The organism is Hymenobacter aranciens (genome assembly GCF_030580865.1).
In the GTDB taxonomy this organism is placed as follows: Bacteria; Bacteroidota; Bacteroidia; order Cytophagales; family Hymenobacteraceae; genus Hymenobacter; species Hymenobacter aranciens.
Genome location: NZ_JAUQSY010000011.1, coordinates 89,108 through 106,467, shown reverse-complemented (window position 1 = coordinate 106,467; position 17,360 = coordinate 89,108). Strand labels below are relative to the sequence as shown.

Below are 17,360 nucleotides of genomic sequence, written 5' to 3'. Positions count from 1 at the left end.
CATCTTATCACGGCTGCTTTCGTCAGTACTAGATTTCGACCTGACACAAGCGTGATAAGATGCTTCCTTCGTCAGCACGACACACGTCAATGCTTACCATTCTCCGCAAAGAATTCAATTCCTTCCTGAACTCGCCCGTCGCCTACGTGGTGCTGGGCGTGTTCCTAGTGGCTACCGGCCTGTTCGTCTGGGTATTTCCGGATAGCAGCGTGCTCGACTACGGCTACGCCGACCTGCAGACGCTGTTCGGACTGGCGCCGTGGATATTCCTGTTTCTCATCCCAGCCATCACCATGCGTACCTTTGCCGAGGAAAAAAAGGCAGGCACCATCGAGCTGTTGCTCACCCGCCCGCTCACCGATGGGCAGATTATTGGGGGCAAGTACCTGGCCTGCTTTCTACTGGCTTTGCTGGCGCTGATTCCAACACTGCTTTATTACTTCTCGGTGTATAAGCTGGGTAGCCCCGAGGGCAACATCGACTCAGCTGCTACGGTGGGCTCTTACCTGGGGCTGGCGCTGCTGGCCGCAGTGTTTGCGGCCATTGGCATCCTGGCTTCAGCGCTCACGCGCGACCAGATTATTGCGTTTCTGGTGGCGGTGGTTGGGTGCTTTCTGGTGTATTCGGGCTTCGACTCATTGGCCTCGGTGCTGGATGGTAGCGCTGCATATTATGTTAGCCAGCTGGGTATTGCGGCACACTACCGCGATTTGAGTAAGGGCCTGGTCGATTCGCGGGACTTGGTTTATTTCTTTAGCGTGGTGGCCGTGGCATTGCAGGCCACGCGGGTAGTATTGCGCAGCCGGAACTGGTAATGGAACAAACAATGGCTGATTCTCTCCCTGCTCCTGCCGTTGCGGCAGTGCCTTCGCGTAAGCGCCGCGATTTGCTGCGTTTTGTGGCCGTGCTGGGCGGCTTGCTGCTGTTCAATTTCGTGGCTCAACGCTTCTTTTTCCGCCTCGATTTGACGGAGGAAAAGCGCTACACCATGTCGCCGGCCACCAAAAAGCTGCTCAGCAACCTGCAGCAGCCAGTGACGGTGACGGTGTACCTCACCGGCGACTTCCCTCCTTCCTTCCGCCGTCTGGAGCAGGCCGTGCGCGAAACCCTGACCGAGTTCCAAGTGTACGGCGGTTCCAATCTGCACTTCATCTTTATCGACCCCAGCGCCGCCAGCACCGAAGCGGCCCGTAGTGAATTTTATACCAGTCTGTTCAAAAAAGGTCTGAAACCCACCAACCTCGGCGCGACTGAAAACGGCAAGCGCGTCGAGAAAATCATTTTCCCCTGGGCCACCGTCACGCTCAACGGCCGCAGCAAAAACGTGCTGCTGCTGCGCGGCAACCAAGCCGAAGCCCCCGAAGTGCGCCTCAATCAAAGCATTGAGGGCCTGGAATACGAGCTAGCCAACGCCATTCGGGTGCTTACGCCCGACCTGCGCAAGCGCTTGGGCGTAGTGATGGGCCACGACGAACTCACCAATGAGCAGGCTGGCGACATGCTCGGCGCCTGGCAGCAGCAATACGACGTGTTCCGCGTCGACCTCAGCAAAGTGCGCGACTTGAAAGCGCTGGACGCGTTGGTGGTGGCCCAGCCCAAAACACCCTACTCTGAAGACGAAAAATTCAAGCTTGACCAGTTTATCACCCAGGGCGGCCGGGCGCTGTTTTTCGTGGATGCCTTGCGCGTAGACCTCGACAGCGTGAGCCGCAACGGCGTGGCCCTGGCGACGCCCTACGACCTGAACCTGGACGACTTGTTCTTCAAATACGGTGTGCGCCTGAACCAGAACCTGGTGCTGGACCTCAACAGCGGCCAGATTCCGCTGGTGACCGGCATGGACGGCAACCGCCCCAAAATCGAGCCCATGCCCTGGCAGCTCTACCCGCTCATCAACAAATTCAGCAAGCACCCTATCACCCGCAACCTCGACGCAGTGTATCTGAAATTTGCGGGCAATATCGATACAGTGAAGGCGGCCGGCATCCGCAAAACGGCGCTGCTCAGCACCTCGCGCTACACGCGGGTGTTGCCCGCCCCGGTGCCCATCAACTTCAACGATGCCCGCCTGGAGCCCAATCCGAAGCTGTACCAAAACAGCTTCCAGAATGTGGGCTACCTGCTCGAAGGCCAGTTCACCTCGCTCTACGCCAACCGCGCCAAGCCGGGCACCATGCAGTTTCAGCCCGAAAAAGCAGCCGAGGCGCGCCCATCCAAAGTCCTTCTCATCGCCGACGGCGATTTTATCCGCTCCGACATCGACGCCAAAACCGGCAAGCCTTACCGCCTGGGCTACGACCGGCTGGCCAACACCGAGTTTGCTAACCGTGAGCTGGTGCTCAACGCCACCGATTATCTGCTCGACGAAAGTGGCCTCATTTCCGTGCGCGGCAAGCAAATCACCCTCCGCCCCCTCGACAAGGTGAAGCTGGCCGAGCAGCGTCGCGGCTGGCAGCTGCTAAATATCGGCGCGCCGCTGGCGCTGCTGGCGCTGTTTGGCGCCGTGCGGGTGTGGCGGCGCAAGCGGCGGTATGCGTCGTTTGGGGCACAATATTGACTGTAAGCCTGAATAATGAGCTATAATCAGGAGCGTCAACCTAAATTCACAAAGCGTGAACTGGTCGAAAGCGCGCTTTGAAAAGGCAAAGAGCAAAGCGCACATTATAACCTTCAGTTACCCACCGTTAATATCTATGGAACGGCAACTGTCAAACTACTTGATGGACAGTTCCGCGTCCTTATCAGGGAAATCCATGACCCGAGTAGGACGGATGAGTATGAGTTCGATGTTGATGAGTCGCATAGCTGTGCCGACTTAATCGCCGTCGGAACGTTGCTATGGCAACGACTAGAGATTGTTCTGAGTGACTTGGGACCTTCCAAAGGCAATAAGCACTTTCACTAAGGGCTCTTTTCTGTTGGGTTTTATCAGCTAATTTTTACCTCCAGTAAATCGTACAGCAAATAAGCGAAGCTCCCTTCCAAACCCCGCCCCGGCCGCGTATCTTTGCCCTCCATCCCAAAGCCCTCCTCTCGCATGAAATTCATTGTTTCGTCCTCGGCGCTGCTCAAACAGTTGCAGAGCATCAACGGCGTGGTTACGAACAACCCCGTGGTGCCCATCCTGGAGAATTTCCTCTTCGAAATCGAAGCCGGCAAGCTCACCATCACGGCTTCCGATTTGGAAACCAGCATGATTACCGAGCTGCCCGTGGAAGCGCGCGACACCGGCCGCATTGCTGCTCCCGCCCGCATCCTGCTCGATACGCTCAAAAACCTCCCCGACCAGCCCGTGACCTTCACGCTGGACGAGGAGACCTACACCATCGAAATTGCCTCGTCCAACGGCCGCTACAAGCTGGCGGGCGAGAATGCCGCCGACTTCCCCCGCGTGCCGGTGGTGAAGGGCTCGGCACCTATTGAGATTCCCTCGTCGTCGCTGGCCCGCGCCATCAACAAGACCATCTTCGCCGTGAGCACCGACGAGCTGCGACCGGCCATGACGGGCATCCTGGTGCAGCTGGCTGATAACCAGGTTACCTTCGTCGCCACCGACGGCCACCGCCTGCTGCGCTACCGCCGCCAGGACGTGGGCGCCGGCCAGACGGCCAACCTCATCATCCCGCGCAAGGCCTTCAACCTGCTGAAGAGCACTTTGCCCTCCGAGGCTACGCCGGTGAAAGTGGAGTTCAACCAGAGCAACGCTTTCTTCTCCTTCAACCAGATGCGCCTCGTGTGCCGCCTCATCGACGAGCGCTACCCCGACTACGAGAACGTTATCCCGGTGAGTAACCCCAACAAGCTCATTATCAATCGCCAGGAGCTACTGAACTCGGTGCGCCGCATCAGCATCTATTCCAACAAAACCACCCACCAGGTGCGCCTGCGCCTGGCTGGTTCGGAGTTAGTGATTTCGGCCGAAGACCTGGATTTCAGCAATGAAGCCAAGGAAACCCTGGCTTCCCAATATGACGGTGAGGACATGGAGATTGGCTTCAACGCCCGTTTCCTCATCGAGATGCTGTCGAACATTGATTCGGATGAAATTACGCTGGAGCTGAGCACGCCCAACCGCGCCGGCCTGCTCATGCCCACACTTGCCGACGATAACGAGAGCATTCTGATGCTGGTGATGCCGGTGATGCTCAATAACTACGTTTAATTAACGATTGTGCTTACTTAGAACGTCATGCTGACGAAAGAAGCATCTCGCCCGCGCAACTAATTCTCAAGATTGAGGTTGCTACTGCCGACGAGATGCTTCCTTCATTAGCATGACGTTCTTTTTATCTTTTGAAAAATGAAAAAATCAGAAATCCGCTTCAGCATTGCTCTCGACGACCAGAAAGTGCCTGAGGCCATTAGCTGGTCGGCTACCGATGCGGGGCCCAACATTCACTTTGCCAAGGCCATCAACATTGCGCTGTGGGACCGGGAGCAGGCCGGCACCATGAAAATCGACCTCTGGACCAAGGACATGCCAGTGGACGAGATGAAGCGTTTCGTGGTCGATAACATTGGCTCGATGGCAGAAAACATCGTGACAGCCACCGGCGATAAGGAAATGGCCGAGCAGATGCGGGCCCTGTGCAAGCAGCTTTCGTTGTATCTGGACAAGCAGGAGCAGCAGCAGCAATAACCGTCACTGCAACGCACAAGAAAGCCCTTCCATTGCAAAATGGAAGGGTTTTTTCAATAGTCAAGCCTTTGCTTACTTTAAGCGAGCGTTACGCCCCAGATTGCCAGCAGGCCGTGGCGTCTTTTTGGTAGTGGGGGAAATTACGGCATCGTTGGCACGCATGGGCGCAGGATTCTGCACCGATTCGGCTAGCAGGATGCTGGCCGACTGATTAGCATAGTCGCGGTCGTATTTGTAGTAAGTGGAGCGGGCACCGAAGTACGTGCTATACTGGTCGTTGCTAAGCACAGCCTGGAGCTCCTTGTCACGTTCCTTGCACACGCCGTGACATTCATCGTCAATAACTTTGGCGTTGCCTGCGTTTTTACGCTCGATGGCGGCCATCTTCGCCACTTTATCGGCATTTATAGCTCGCAAGCGGCTGGCCTGGTAACCATTGAGGTGCAGGTCGCGCACCATGCGGTCGGACAGACGGTCGGCACGCTCGGCAACGGGATTAAGGCGGGGGGTAGGCTGAGTTTTATCCTGCACGGCTGCGGACGGCGCCTGCTGGGCAAATGCAGGAGCGGTGGCGAGGGCTAGTAGCAGGGCGGCGAAAAGCGGTTTCTGGTTCATGGTCGAAGGCTTTTTAGACAACAGATACGCAAGTTCCGGGCCAGCTAAAGCTGCGCCGGTGCCCGTTTCTAACGGGCAAAACCGCCGCACGGTTCAGGAAAGGCTGCTTAAAAGCTGTTTTTCCACATCATTGACTCGACCGGACGGTCAGTCTTGTCGTTGTACTTGGCGTTCTGCTTGCGGTTGTAGAAGGTAACGACTTCGCCCTGCACGGTGAAGTAAATTAATTGGCCGATGGGCATCCCCCGATACACCCGCACGGGCATTGACACGCTGATTTCCAAGGTCCAATGGTTGCAGAATCCCACATCGCCTTTGCCGGCGGTGGCGTGGATATCGATGCCGAGGCGTCCTACGCTGCTCTTGCCTTCGAGGAAGGGCACGGTGGCGTGGGTTTCGGTGTATTCCTCGGTTACGCCCAGGTAGAGCGTGCCGGGCTGCAGCACAAAGCCTTCTTCGGCGTCGATTTCGAAGGTATCGATTTCGTTGTGCCGGCGGGCGTCGAGCACGGCGTCGCGATAGGTGGCGAGGTAGCGGCCGAGGTGAACGTCGTAGGAATTGGTACCCAAGCAGCCGCGGTCGTAGGGCTCGATAACGATGGTGCCTTTTTCGATTTCAGCCAGAATTTGCTGGTCGGTTAGAATCACAAGGATGGTGGATTGGTGGGGTGGTGGATGGGTGACGTGCTAGCGGTCGTCGCGGTCGTCGTCGTAGCGCGAACGAGGTGCTTCTTCCTCCTCTTCGTCGTCCTCGTAATTATCGTGCAGGTCGGTGGAAGGCGTGGGGCGCAGGCGGTTGAAGAGACTGCGTGGGGTTTCGGGCTCGGGTTCCGGCTCAGGCTCGTAGGCTAGGTTGTTAACGCGGCGGCTGAGCGTGGGCAACACGTTGACGATGAGGTGCAGCAGCGCCAGGAAGCTACCCAGGCTGAGCAGCAGCGTGAAATAGTCGAGCCAGTCGTGGCGTGGGGCGGGGCCACCGACGGGCGTAGCTACGGGCGGCTCGTCGGTTACCACCGTGGCCTCGGCGTCAGCGTCGCCGTGGGTGGTGAGGGGCGCGGTTTCGGCGGGGGCGTCGGCATCCACGTCGGCGGGGGGCACGGCGGCCACGTCTTCGGGGTTGCCAGAGTCGTTGAACTGCGCGGCGGCCTGTTTGATGAGGCGCTGCTCGGCGCGGATAAGGGCCACCCGCTCGTCGCGCGGCAGGTTATGGATAAAGAACTCGAAGTTCTTGTCCAGCAGAATGCTGTTGAGTTGTTTATCGAACTCCGCCAGCGTCATCGGCCCATTGCCGAAGCGCGATTTGTAGCGTTCGGCAATGCCATTATAATTCAGGAATAACTGCTTCAGACCCTTGTTATCGCCGAAGCCATCGAATTTCTTGCGGGCGGCGGCGGTGCGGAGCGTCAACGGGAATTTGCCGCGGGTAAACGACTTGTCATACACCGTTTCGAAGGTGCGGAAGTTAAGCTCGTCCACCGTTTTGTCGAAGAGGCGCTTATTGGCCTCAGCCGGCGTTTCGGCGAAGGCCGTGAGGCGAAGCAGCAGGAACAGCGTGAGCAGGAAACCGGATTTGGGCATGAGCGTGGGCATTATTCAAAGCTGTTAGCCAACAGCTATTAGCATAAAACTAGCTCAGGTTGTGAGCTTCAATGAGCGACTCACGGCAGGCCGTGAGGTATTTGTCCACCAGCTCGTCGGTGATGGCAGTGGAGACAAACAGCGTCTCGTACTGCGAGGGTGCCAGGTAGATACCGCGCTCTAGCATGGCGTGGAAATAGCGGGCAAAAGCCGCCGTGTCCGACTTCTTGGCATCGTCGAGATTAGTTACCGGCTCCGATGTGAAGAACAGGCTGAACATGGAGCCCACCTGGTTTACCGTATAGTGCAGGCCCAGCTCGGCAGCAATCTGGCGGGTGCCGTCGGCCAGGCGGGTGGTAGTAGTGTTGAGTTGCTCGTAAATGCTCGGATTTTCGTGCAAATAACGCAGCTGGGCCACCCCAGCGGCGGTAGCCAGGGGGTTGCCGGAAAGCGTACCCGCCTGGTATACCTTGCCCGCCGGTGCCACCCAGTTCATGATGTCCTCACGGCCGCCGTAAGCACCCACGGGCAGGCCACCGCCAATGATTTTGCCCAGCGTCACGAGGTCGGCCTTGATGCCGAACAGCTCCTGCGCGCCGCCCCGCGCGAGGCGGAAACCGGTCATTACTTCGTCGAAAATCAGCACAATGCCGTGCTGGGTGCAGAGCTCGCGCAGGCTCTGCAGGAAGCCCTGTGCAGGCGGCACCAGGCCCATATTGCCCACTACCGGCTCCAGGATGAGGGCGGCCACCTGGTTAGGATTGGCGGCGATGAGGGCTTCGACGGCCACCAGGTCGTTGTAGGGCGCAGTGAGCGTATCCAGCGCCACGCCTTCTGTCACACCGGCCGAGTCGGGCTCGCCCATCGTGAGGGCACCGCTACCGGCCGCGATGAGGAAGGCGTCGCCGTGGCCGTGGTAACAGCCCTCGAATTTAATAATTTTGCTGCGTCCGGTGTAGCCCCGCGCCACCCGGATGGCCGACATGCAGGCCTCAGTGCCGGAGTTTACCAGCCGCACTTTTTCCACGCCCGGCACCATCTCGCGGATGAGCTCGGCCATTTCGACCTCGCGCCGGGTGGGCGCGCCGAAGCTCAGCGAATGGGGCAAAGCCTCGCGCACGGCATCGAGCACTACGGCCGGGGCATGCCCCAGAATCATTGGTCCCCAGGAGTTGATAAAATCAACGTAGCGGTTGCCGTCGACGTCGGTGAGCCAGGCACCTTCGGCCGACTGCATGAAAACAGGGCCACCGCCCACGCTACGAAAAGCGCGCACCGGAGAGTTTACGCCACCGGGAATGAGGGCTTTGGCACGGTCGAAAAGGGCAGCGGAGGTGGTTTGATTGAGCATTGGGCAAGAGTAAAGCGAAACGAAGTTTTACCGCACCACCTGAAGCTCCAGATTTTCGAGCTTGGTGATGGGCACTAGCTGATTATCATGCGCACCGTTAGCGTAGCTTTCACCTTCGAAAACAGCGCCGGTGACAGGGCCAGCGGTGGCCAGGCTGGGTTGGAAATTAGGCCCGTATTGGTGGAGAGTGGTACCGAAGAACAGCAATAGCTCGAAGCCTTGGCTGGCGAACACGGAAGGCGGCAGATGCTGTTGCGCCAAGTACAGTTGGCGGAAGCGGCGAAAGCCCAATGCCTGGTCGTTATAATACTTGGGGTGAATAAAATATACGCCCGGCCCACCGAGTCGTTCGATGTCGAGACGGGTGTTATCGAGCCAGGAAGCAGGGCAGAGCAGCGGCGGGCGCGCCACTACCGGCGGCGGCACGGGCCGGGGGGTGGCGGGCGTTTTGGACGGGACGGGCTGGGCCACGCCCAGCGCAGACAGCGCGGTCATTGTGTAGGGACCGGTGCGGCGGTTGTCGGAGGCCACTACGAGGTGGCTGGCGCCGCCCAGGTCGAGGCCGGCAAAGGCCGCTTTCAGGCTTTCATCCACATCGGGATTGAAGCGGCGCAGGGCACTGATTTTGCCGCCCTGCGCTTCGTAGGTTTCCTTGTAGGCAGCGGCAAAATCGGCTTCGTCCTTGCTGTCTTCGTGCAGAATAATGCCGGGCTTGCCACTGCCGAAGGCCGTAAGGGCAAACTGCGCGGCTACCCGGCCCTGCGTCGCGGCGCTGGGACTAAAGAGGTAATGCCAGGAGTTATCTACTACCAAATCAGCGTCCTGCGACAGCGGATTGACGCAGGCAATCTGGTGCTCGCGGGCGTAGCGGGCCAGCAGCTTGGCGCCCGATTTATAGATGGGCCCCACAATCAAATCCATGCTGCCCAGCTCGGGCAGAGCCAGCACCTGCTTCAGTTTCAGGGTGTCGGCGCCGGTATCGTAGGCGAATAGCTGCACCGGGTGGCCGGCGCGCTCCAGCGAGTCCTGGGCCAGGCGCAGGCCGGCGTAGAGGTCGGTGACGAACTGGTTTTTGCGCTGGGTTTGCCAGCTGGGGTCGTTGAGCTCGAAGGGCAGCAGCACGGCCACGCTGTAGCTGCTTTTGCGGGCGGCGCGGGGGCGCGGAGCGTAGCGGCTGCGGTCGAGGTTGAATTTGGTTATCAGCTCTTCCAGCTGGGGACGGTCGGCCTCGGTGAAGAGGCCACCGGGGCCGAGGCGCTCGGCGTAGGCGCGGGCCAGGGTGGCATCGGCGGGGTAACGCTTGAGTAGGCGCTGCCAGGTGGCGCGGTCCTGAATGCGAGACAGATAGGCCGTTTTCATAGCCTCGCGCTCGGTGGTGAAGCGGTCGGCGGGAAGCTGCGCTAGCGCCTTCAGCGCAGTGTCAAAATCCTCCTGCTCAAACGATACCTGCCCCTGCAGAAACAGCGCATCAGGCAGGTTGGGGTACGTGGGATACTCAGTGCGCAACAGGTTGAGCAGCTGTTCGGCTTCGGGCCACTGCCGGAGGCGGGCGGCAGCCACGGCGCTGAGATAGGCCGCATCGGCGGCGCGGGCAAAGCGGGCGGCGGGCGCGGCCAGGGGTTCCAGCTCCTTGAGGGCAGTTTCGTAGTGGCCCTGGTCGAGCTGGGATTTGCCGCTGCGGTAGCGCAGGTCCTGCGCGGCCGGGCTGGTGGCCAGCTTGGTGGTGCCAGCGGGCTGGGCCAGGGCCGAAGCCGTTACCAGCAAGCCCATTACCGCACCAGTTGCCATTTTCCGAAGCGGAGAAAAAAACATCATCAAACCGAAGCGAGTTAGCCTAACCATGCGGAAAGGTGGGCAAAATTAGCCACAAACCCCGCCCGAATTCCTATAAGTAGCAACCGGAACGATACTTGCTGCGACCTTTTCGGCGTTATCTTCCCTCCTGCCCCCTTATTTATTGCCCATGCAGCCCTCTGCCCTCTCCCTGAGTCGCCCGCGTTTAACGCTCCTTTTTGTCCTGGCGTTATCGGTGGCCTTGAGCGTGTTGCTGGTAGCGGGGCGCGTGGTATTGTCTGGCCGCTGGCACTTCGTATTCATGCTCTGGAATTTGTTTCTGGCGTTGGTGCCCTACGGTTTGAGCACGCTGCTGGGATTGGCGCGGGGACGGTTGCGGGCGCGGCTTTTATTGCCGGTAGGCGCGATATGGCTGCTGTTTTTTCCCAATGCGCCCTACATCATCACCGATTTATTTCACCTCGACACCCGGCCGGACGTGCCGCTGTGGTACGATTTAGCTTTGATAATGAGCTGCGCTTGGAACGGCCTGATGCTGGCCTATGCCTCGCTGAGCGACATGCAGCAGCTGGTGCAGCGCCGCCTGGGTTTCGGGGCGGGCTGGGCATTTGCCACGCTGGCCCTGATGCTGAGCAGCTTCGGCATTTATCTGGGGCGCTACCTGCGTTTTAATAGCTGGTACGTGGTAACGAACCCGCTGACGCTGTTTTACGACATCGTGGACCGGTTTGTCCACCCCTTCGCCTACCCGCGCACCTGGGGCGTGACGGTAGTGTTTGGCGTGTTTCTGCTGGTGGGGTACGCTACGATTCGGGCGCTGGGCCGGGCGCAGAAGGAAGATTTATAAAGTCCTTGACTAAAAAAGCACTTTCCCGATAAAACATATTGACCATCAAATAGTAGCTTGGAAAATCACAGCGGCTTTTTAAGCAAAATCGAAGTCTGATTTTACCCGCGAAAGTCTGACACAGATGGTGTGCGGCGTCCATCGGCCCAATAAGTTTGAGCCATGAACGCACAATTCCTCGCTTCGGCCGACCGAAGCTCCGCTTGGCTGACCAAGCTCATTTTCTGGATGGGTACCACGGTGCTGGCGCTGCTGCTGGCCGGACCGGCGGCCGCCCAGGCCTCTTTCGCCGACCGGGCAGCTTCGTATGAAGCCCAAAAGACGATGACCATCAGCACCATTCGTTTCCCCGAAACGAAGGCGGCCACGCTGAATTTCATTCGGCGCCGGGCCACGCAGCTGCAGAAGCAAGAAGAAACCCCCGAGCAGCTGGTAGCGGAGTTTTCGCTGCCGCTCAGCGCCGTGCCGGCGCTCGATTCGCTGGTGGGCACCTTCGGCTACGTGCAGGAAAACAACCTGAACCGCCGCAACCAGGAACCGCGCCTGGAGGAGCAGAAAAGCGAAGTGCGGGCCGACTCGCTGCGCTTGGTGCGCCTGCAGGAAAAGCTGCTGCTGGCCGAACCCAGCTCGGCCAAAGCCCTAGAACTGCAAACCCAGATTGACGCCAACGAGGCCGCCTTGCGCCGCCAGCGCCTCGACCGCAGTCGCTACGCGCAGCATGAGGGCCACGCCTACGTGACCCTGCGCCTGTTCGATGAGGTGAGCTTCCCGGTGGCCAACCGCAAGGTCAACTTCGTGAACATGCCGGGCGTGGAGTTTGGCTACCTGTTCGTGGCCAACCCCAAGCTGGGCCTGAGCGCCGCCCGCTACCAGGGCTATTCCATCAAATACCTCGTGACACGCGGCAAGAGCTACTTCAATCTCGGCATTTACAAGCCGGTGAGCCCCAGGGCGGAACCATCCGATTCATCGTTTATCAACGAGATGGCCGTCATCAACTTCGGGCAGGATTTTTACCCGCGCAATTTCGGCCGGGGCAAGCGCCGCTTCTGCAACCTCTACACCAGCTACCAGCTCGGCGGCTTCATTGCCAACCGCCAGGGGGCCCGCAGTGAGTTCATTCCGAACCTCAATCTGGGTATGGGCGTGGAAGTGGTAAAAACCAAGCACGTGCTGCTCGACTTGAAGGGCAGCTACTTCGTGCCGCTGCACGGCGATAGCCGCAGCCTGCGCGGGGTGCTGGCACAGGGGGCGTTCAACTTTGTGTTTTAAAAGCCCGGCGGCCTATCTTGCATTGCGTATTTTCTTTGTTGCCAGCGGAAGAAGCGAAACTTATTCCGCTGGCAACAACTTTTCTTACTGCAAACTTCGATTACCATGCAAGTAACCATCCCCGACGAGGCCCTGCGGGCGGCGCTAAAATCGACGCTGACTGAAATGCTGCAGCAGCGCGACGCCGCAATCATGGACGTACTGGCCGAGCTTCTGGAAGAAGCAGCTTTGGGTAGTGCAATGCGCGAAGGCGACCAGCACGACCTGGTACCCGCAACGGACGTGTGGCAGGCTTTGCAGAGCTAAGCTGATGGAATTGCAGTTTGAGCGCACATTCTTAAAAGATGTGCAGCGGCTGAACGACAAGCGTATCAAGGAGAAAACGGCAGCACTACTGGCGCAACTACAGCAATGGCCTACCCTTGAAGCGGTGCTGGCGAATGCCGGGGATGTGAAAAAGATGCAGGGCTTCGACGGATATTATCGCATTCGCCTGGGCGACTTCCGGCTGGGCTTTGCCATCGATACTTTACCAACGGGGCCAGCCTTACGTCTGATTCGACTACTGCACCGGAAAGAGATGTACCGGTATTTCCCTTGAGCAAATTGATTGGAGTTTGAGGACCGCAGTTTCTGGGTGTTGCCCGCCCCGGCCGTACTTTCGTCGGCCCGAACTGCTTCGGCTGCCCTCCATTTTCCCGCTGCGTGAAAAAACTGCTCCTCACTCCGCTTCTGCTGCTACCCGTTCTGACTTTCGCCCAGAAGAAGCCCACTCCCAAATCCAAACCTAAAACCACGGCCGTGGCCCCGGCCGCGCCCTACTTCCAGCAAGAGGTCAAGTACACCATCGACGTGCAGCTCGACGACCGCAAGCATCAGCTGCGCGGGCGCGAGGAGCTGGCCTACACCAACAACTCACCGCAGCCGCTGACATTCATCTGGTTTCACCTCTGGCCCAACGCCTACCGCGACAACCATACGGCCTTCGCGGCCGAGCAACGCCGGCACGGCAGCCTCAAGTTTGAGTTTGCCAAGCCCAACCAGCGCGGCTCTATCGACAGCCTGAATTTTGTGGTGAACGGCCAGCCCGCCAGGCTGGAATACGACCCGATGAACCCCGACATTGCCAAGCTGGTGCTGCCGCAGCCGCTGGCGCCGGGCGCCACGGCCACCATCGCCACGCCGTTTCGGGTGCAGGTGCCGGGCTCGTTTTCGCGGCTCGGGCACGTGGGGCAGAGTTACCAGATTTCGCAGTGGTACCCCAAGCCAGCGGTGCTCGACCGGCGCGGCTGGCACCCGATGCCCTACCTGAGTCAGGGCGAGTTTTATTCGGAGTTTGGCTCATTTGATGTCACCATTACGCTGCCCACCAACTACACCGTAGGCGCCACCGGCGAGCTGCAAAACCCCGACGAAAAAGCCCGCCTGGCCCAGCTGGCGCTGGCCGACGTGACCAAGAAAACCAAGGAGGATTTTGGCAAGGACATGGCCTTTCCGCCCTCCGATGCCAGCACCAAAACCCTGCGCTACGTGCAGGACCGCGTGCACGACTTCGCCTGGTTTGCCGACAAGCGCTTCCACGTATTGCAAAGCAGCGTGACGCTGCCCTCGGGCCGCAACGTGCAGTCGATGGTACTCTTCACCAACAAGGAGCCCCAGAAATGGATAAAGGGCCTGCAGGATGTCAACGACGCCCTGACCTACTACTCGCGCTGGGTGGGCGACTACCCCTACGCCAGCGCCACGGCCGTGGATGGCGCTCTGGTGGCCGGCGGCGGCATGGAGTACCCGATGGTGACCGTGACCCAGCCCGGCGCCATCGTGCACGAGGTAGGCCACAACTGGTTCTACGGCATCCTGGGGTCCAATGAGCGCGACTTTCCGTGGATGGACGAGGGCGTGAACTCCTACACCGAAAACCGCGTGAGTGAGCTCGACACGCTTAAATCCAGCGGGATGGCGTCCATCCTGAAATCGCCCAAAATGAGTGCCCGCCTCGGTATCGACAAGCTGCCGCCGGCCGCCCTGGCCCAGGTGCCTTACCAGATGCTGGCCAGCCGCGGCCTCGACCAGCCGGTGCAGGGCCCCTCGTCGGCCGACTATACCTCGCTCAACTACGGCTTCGTGGTGTACCAGAAAACGGCCTCGCTGCTCAAGTATCTGGCGGGCTACCTCGGGCAGGAAAAGTTCGACCAGGCCATGCGCCTGTACTACCAGCGCTGGCAGTTCCGGCACCCCTACCCCGAGGACATGCAGGCCGTGTTTGAGGAAAGCACGGGCCAGAAGCTGGGCTGGTTTTTCAAGGACATGCTGACCGGCACCCAGCACTACGACGCCGACGTATTCGCCATCGCCACTTTCCCCGACGTGGTGAAAGTGTTGGCCACCACGAGCTCGACCACGCCCTGGTCGGTGCCGGTTTCCAGCGTCGATGCCCAGGGCAACATCCTCGAAACGCAGTGGACTGCGCCCTTCGGCAACGTCGAAGAAGACCCCGAAGAGGAAGTAACCAGCCAGGTCGACTTCCGGGTACAGCGCGACAAAATCGCGGCTCTGGTGGTGGATGCCGGCTACCTCACTCCCCAGCTCAACCGCCGCAACGACCGGCTGCGCCTCGAAAACGGCCTCTTCGACCGCTCGGAGCGGCTGCGCCTGCGCCCATTGGCCAGCGTGGAGCGCTGGGACCAGGCTGCCATCAACTGGATGCCGGTGCTGGGCGCCAACACCTCCGATAAATTCATGCTGGGCGCGGCCTTCTACAACAGCCCGCTGGTGCCCAAGCAGCTGCAGTACCTGGCCATGCCCATGTACAGCTTCAGTCGCAACGAGCTCAACGGCATCGCCAACCTGCAACTCAACGTGCTGCCCCGCCGCCGCGCCCGCCAGCTCACGGCCAGCATTCTGGCCCAGCGCTTCGAGCGCTACCTCAAGATTGAGCCCAGCCTGCGCTTCGATTTGCCGCACCGCGTGGGCTACGGCCCCTACCACCAGGTGAAGCTGGCCCTCAGCTCCATCGACCTGCAGGACATCGACCAGACCAGCAATATTGTGTCGCTGGAATACAGTGTGCGCGGCGGCAATGCCCGCCACCCCTGGACGGCCCACGCCGAGCTCAACCGCCTGCTGGCCAACGACACCCAGGACAACAGCGACGCCGCCATTCTGCTGCGCGCCGAGGTAACCGGGCAGCACTTCTACGCGCCCAAAAAGCGCATCCAGCTCCGGGCCTTCGGCGGCGGCTTCCTATCACAACAGCCCGGCTTCCTGATGGGCCTGAGCGGCAGCTTCGACTACCGCCGCCAAACGGCCTTCCTCGACCGCCAGCAGATTTCCAACACCTTCACCCAGTTCAATCACCAGACCGACAACCGCGACGGGGGGTTCAAGGCGGTTGTGCCGGTAGCCAGCGATAAGTGGCTGGCTGCCCTCAACCTGCAGGTGGACGTGCCCGGGCTGCCGCTGGCCGTATTTGCCGACCTCGGCGGCACCAGCCAGCCCATTAATGCCTACGGCTACGCCGGCTCCGATGTGCTCAATCATCAACTATTCTACGACGCCGGCCTCACCGTGCCGCTGTTCCGCAACTTCCTGGAGTTCTACATTCCCGTGGCCGGCACCCAGTTCGGCGGCCTGCCCGAGAGCCGCCAGCAGTTCACCGACAACATTCGCTTTGTCCTAAATCTAAGCCAGTACAGCCCCTTCCGCCAGCTCGACAAGCAGCTCACGCGGTAGCGCAAGAAGAACGTCATACTGACGAAGGAAGCAGCTTATTACGCTCGAATTGGGCTGGCGTAATAAGCTGCTTCCTTCGTCAGCATGACGTTCTGGTTTTTTGACGTTTTACTTTCTCTATTATGTCCGCTACCCTCTGGCTTTCACTCCTCTCCCAGCGCCGCTACCCCAACCAGCAGCTGCCGCCCGCCGACGCAGCCCCGGTGCGCGGCGCCTTCGTGCAGGACTACGACCGGGTGGTATTCTCGTCGGCCTTCCGGCGCCTGCAGCGTAAAACCCAGGTGATGCCCCTGCCCGAAACCGACTTCGTGCACACCCGCCTCACCCACTCGCTCGAAACCGCCGTCGTGGGCCGCTCCCTGGGCCGCCAGGCCGCCCGCCTGCTACTGGAAAATGACGCCGAGCTGACCCGCACCCTGCCCAATTTCGACCAGGACTGCGGCGACATCGTAGCCTCCGCCTGCCTGGCCCACGACATCGGCAACCCGCCCTTCGGCCACTCCGGCGAAGACGCCATCTCGGCCTACTTCACCAGCGAGGTCGCTCAGCGCTTCCTCGGCGGCCTCTCCCCCGCCCAGCTGGCCGATTTGCAGCACTTCGAGGGCAATGCGGCTGGCTTCCGCATCCTCACCCACACCTACGCCGCCCACAGCACCGGCACCGCCGGCCTGGGCCTCACCTACGCCACCCTCGGCGCCTTCACCAAGTACCCCAAGCCCTCCGTCGTGCCCGCCGCGGCCCGCACCGGCGGCACTTCCGAGAAGAAATACGGCCACTTCCAGGCCGAAAACCCGCGCTTCCGCCACCTTGCCCAGGAGCTGGGCCTGCTACCCAAAGACGCCGCCAGCGGCTTCTACCACCGCCACCCGCTGGCCTTCCTCGTCGAAGCGGCCGACGACCTCTGCTACCGCATCATCGATTTCGAGGACGGCCTCAAGCTCGGCCTCATCGCTCCCGAAACCGGCCTGCCCCTTCTCAAAAGGATGCTCAACGACCCGCCCGGCCGCCAGGGCAGCGTGCAATGGCACGACTGGCGCGAGGAGCTTGGTTACATCCGCGCCCGTCTCATTGGCAAGCTGGTCAACGAGTTGTCACATCTCTTTGCCCGCTACGCCCCCGCCATCCTGCGCGGCCACTACGACCAGCCCCTCATCAAGGAAGTCAGCTGCTACGCCGACCTGCAGGAAGTCCAGCGCCTCAGCATCGAGCGCCTCTATCGCTCGCGCCCCGTGCTCGAAATTGAAGCGGCAGGATTCGAAGTCCTCGGCGGCCTGCTCGACGCCTTCCTCACCGCTACCTTCGACATGCAGCAAAACCACCGCTCCCGCAAACTGCTCGATTTGGTCCCAAACCAGTTCCGCGCCGTGGGCCCCCAGACCGGGGCCCCGGCCTACGAGCAGATTCTGCTGCTCACCGATTTCGTGAGTGGCATGACCGACCAGAATGCCCTGAGCCTCTACAAAACCATCAAAGGGATTGAGTTGCCGAAAGGCTTTTAGCCACTTCTTCGGCAGGGGTGATGGCGCGGGACTC

General features: G+C 60.2%; 15 protein-coding genes. 10 read left to right on the top strand and 5 right to left on the bottom strand.

Annotated elements, in window-relative coordinates; translation table 11 throughout:
- Positions 1–89 precede the first annotated feature (89 nt).
- From gldF to gldC, 4 genes are all read left to right on the top strand, one after another.
- A complete protein-coding gene (gldF, locus tag Q5H93_RS16835; protein ID WP_305007779.1) occupies positions 90–815 on the top strand; it encodes a gliding motility-associated ABC transporter permease subunit GldF in 726 nt (241 codons plus the stop codon).
- 11 nt (positions 816–826) lie between these two features.
- On the top strand, positions 827–2,557 hold the full coding sequence (gene gldG / locus Q5H93_RS16830; protein WP_305007778.1) for a gliding motility-associated ABC transporter substrate-binding protein GldG: 1,731 nt from the start codon (positions 827–829) through the stop codon (positions 2,555–2,557).
- A gap of 480 nt (positions 2,558–3,037) precedes the next feature.
- On the top strand, positions 3,038–4,162 hold the full coding sequence (gene dnaN, locus Q5H93_RS16825) for a DNA polymerase III subunit beta (RefSeq protein ID WP_305007777.1): 1,125 nt from the start codon (positions 3,038–3,040) through the stop codon (positions 4,160–4,162).
- A gap of 138 nt (positions 4,163–4,300) precedes the next feature.
- Complete coding sequence (gene gldC / locus Q5H93_RS16820) at positions 4,301–4,639, top strand: gliding motility protein GldC (RefSeq protein WP_305007776.1); 339 nt, start codon at positions 4,301–4,303, stop codon at positions 4,637–4,639.
- A gap of 72 nt (positions 4,640–4,711) precedes the next feature.
- Here the strand turns inward: gldC and Q5H93_RS16815 are convergent, their stop codons facing one another.
- The 5 genes from Q5H93_RS16815 to Q5H93_RS16795 all read right to left on the bottom strand — a co-directional run bounded on the left by Q5H93_RS16815 (position 4,712) and on the right by Q5H93_RS16795 (position 9,970).
- The gene (locus Q5H93_RS16815; protein WP_305007775.1) at positions 4,712–5,254 is read right to left on the bottom strand and encodes a DUF4890 domain-containing protein; all 543 of its coding nucleotides are present in this window, start codon (positions 5,252–5,254) and stop codon (positions 4,712–4,714) included.
- 107 nt (positions 5,255–5,361) lie between these two features.
- A complete protein-coding gene (gene dcd / locus Q5H93_RS16810; RefSeq protein WP_305007774.1) occupies positions 5,362–5,901 on the bottom strand; it encodes a dCTP deaminase in 540 nt (179 codons plus the stop codon).
- 39 nt (positions 5,902–5,940) lie between these two features.
- The gene (locus Q5H93_RS16805; RefSeq protein WP_305007773.1) at positions 5,941–6,843 is read right to left on the bottom strand and encodes a hypothetical protein; all 903 of its coding nucleotides are present in this window, start codon (positions 6,841–6,843) and stop codon (positions 5,941–5,943) included.
- 37 nt (positions 6,844–6,880) lie between these two features.
- Positions 6,881–8,182, bottom strand: coding sequence for a glutamate-1-semialdehyde 2,1-aminomutase (hemL, locus tag Q5H93_RS16800; RefSeq protein ID WP_305007772.1), 1,302 nt, complete (start codon positions 8,180–8,182; stop codon positions 6,881–6,883).
- A 27-nt stretch (positions 8,183–8,209) separates the two neighbouring features.
- On the bottom strand, positions 8,210–9,970 hold the full coding sequence (locus Q5H93_RS16795; protein WP_305007771.1) for an ABC transporter substrate-binding protein: 1,761 nt from the start codon (positions 9,968–9,970) through the stop codon (positions 8,210–8,212).
- Between the two features lie 175 nt (positions 9,971–10,145).
- Here Q5H93_RS16795 and Q5H93_RS16790 point away from each other — a divergent pair, with 175 nt between their 5' ends.
- The 6 genes from Q5H93_RS16790 to dgt all read left to right on the top strand — a co-directional run bounded on the left by Q5H93_RS16790 (position 10,146) and on the right by dgt (position 17,326).
- Positions 10,146–10,823, top strand: a complete 678-nt coding sequence (locus Q5H93_RS16790; protein WP_305007770.1) for a DUF1361 domain-containing protein — start codon at positions 10,146–10,148, stop codon at positions 10,821–10,823.
- Between the two features lie 162 nt (positions 10,824–10,985).
- The gene (locus Q5H93_RS16785) at positions 10,986–12,095 is read left to right on the top strand and encodes a hypothetical protein (RefSeq protein ID WP_305007769.1); all 1,110 of its coding nucleotides are present in this window, start codon (positions 10,986–10,988) and stop codon (positions 12,093–12,095) included.
- A gap of 105 nt (positions 12,096–12,200) precedes the next feature.
- Positions 12,201–12,401, top strand: coding sequence for a hypothetical protein (locus Q5H93_RS16780; RefSeq protein ID WP_305007768.1), 201 nt, complete (start codon positions 12,201–12,203; stop codon positions 12,399–12,401).
- Positions 12,402–12,405: 4 nt separating this feature from the next.
- Positions 12,406–12,696, top strand: a complete 291-nt coding sequence (locus Q5H93_RS16775; RefSeq protein WP_305007767.1) for a type II toxin-antitoxin system RelE family toxin — start codon at positions 12,406–12,408, stop codon at positions 12,694–12,696.
- 104 nt (positions 12,697–12,800) lie between these two features.
- Positions 12,801–15,827 carry a M1 family metallopeptidase gene (locus Q5H93_RS16770; protein ID WP_305007766.1) on the top strand — a complete coding sequence of 1,009 codons (3,027 nt, stop codon included), beginning with the start codon at positions 12,801–12,803 and terminating at the stop codon, positions 15,825–15,827.
- 122 nt (positions 15,828–15,949) lie between these two features.
- Positions 15,950–17,326 carry a dGTP triphosphohydrolase gene (gene dgt / locus Q5H93_RS16765; protein WP_305007765.1) on the top strand — a complete coding sequence of 459 codons (1,377 nt, stop codon included), beginning with the start codon at positions 15,950–15,952 and terminating at the stop codon, positions 17,324–17,326.
- Positions 17,327–17,360 lie beyond the last annotated feature (34 nt).

What these genes read in the sequence shown, in the direction of transcription:
- Q5H93_RS16815 (WP_305007775.1), bottom strand. Translation starts at nt 5,254, where the DNA reads ATGAACCAGAAACCGCTTTTCGCCGCCCTGCTACTAGCCCTCGCCACC.
- gldG (WP_305007778.1), top strand. Translation starts at nt 827, where the DNA reads ATGGCTGATTCTCTCCCTGCTCCTGCCGTTGCGGCAGTGCCTTCGCGT.
- gldF (WP_305007779.1), top strand. Translation starts at nt 90, where the DNA reads ATGCTTACCATTCTCCGCAAAGAATTCAATTCCTTCCTGAACTCGCCC.
- hemL (WP_305007772.1), bottom strand. Translation starts at nt 8,182, where the DNA reads ATGCTCAATCAAACCACCTCCGCTGCCCTTTTCGACCGTGCCAAAGCC.
- dnaN (WP_305007777.1), top strand. Translation starts at nt 3,038, where the DNA reads ATGAAATTCATTGTTTCGTCCTCGGCGCTGCTCAAACAGTTGCAGAGC.
- Q5H93_RS16780 (WP_305007768.1), top strand. Translation starts at nt 12,201, where the DNA reads ATGCAAGTAACCATCCCCGACGAGGCCCTGCGGGCGGCGCTAAAATCG.
- Q5H93_RS16775 (WP_305007767.1), top strand. Translation starts at nt 12,406, where the DNA reads ATGGAATTGCAGTTTGAGCGCACATTCTTAAAAGATGTGCAGCGGCTG.
- Q5H93_RS16785 (WP_305007769.1), top strand. Translation starts at nt 10,986, where the DNA reads ATGAACGCACAATTCCTCGCTTCGGCCGACCGAAGCTCCGCTTGGCTG.
- Q5H93_RS16795 (WP_305007771.1), bottom strand. Translation starts at nt 9,970, where the DNA reads ATGGCAACTGGTGCGGTAATGGGCTTGCTGGTAACGGCTTCGGCCCTG.
- Q5H93_RS16790 (WP_305007770.1), top strand. Translation starts at nt 10,146, where the DNA reads ATGCAGCCCTCTGCCCTCTCCCTGAGTCGCCCGCGTTTAACGCTCCTT.
- dgt (WP_305007765.1), top strand. Translation starts at nt 15,950, where the DNA reads ATGTCCGCTACCCTCTGGCTTTCACTCCTCTCCCAGCGCCGCTACCCC.
- gldC (WP_305007776.1), top strand. Translation starts at nt 4,301, where the DNA reads ATGAAAAAATCAGAAATCCGCTTCAGCATTGCTCTCGACGACCAGAAA.
- Q5H93_RS16805 (WP_305007773.1), bottom strand. Translation starts at nt 6,843, where the DNA reads ATGCCCACGCTCATGCCCAAATCCGGTTTCCTGCTCACGCTGTTCCTG.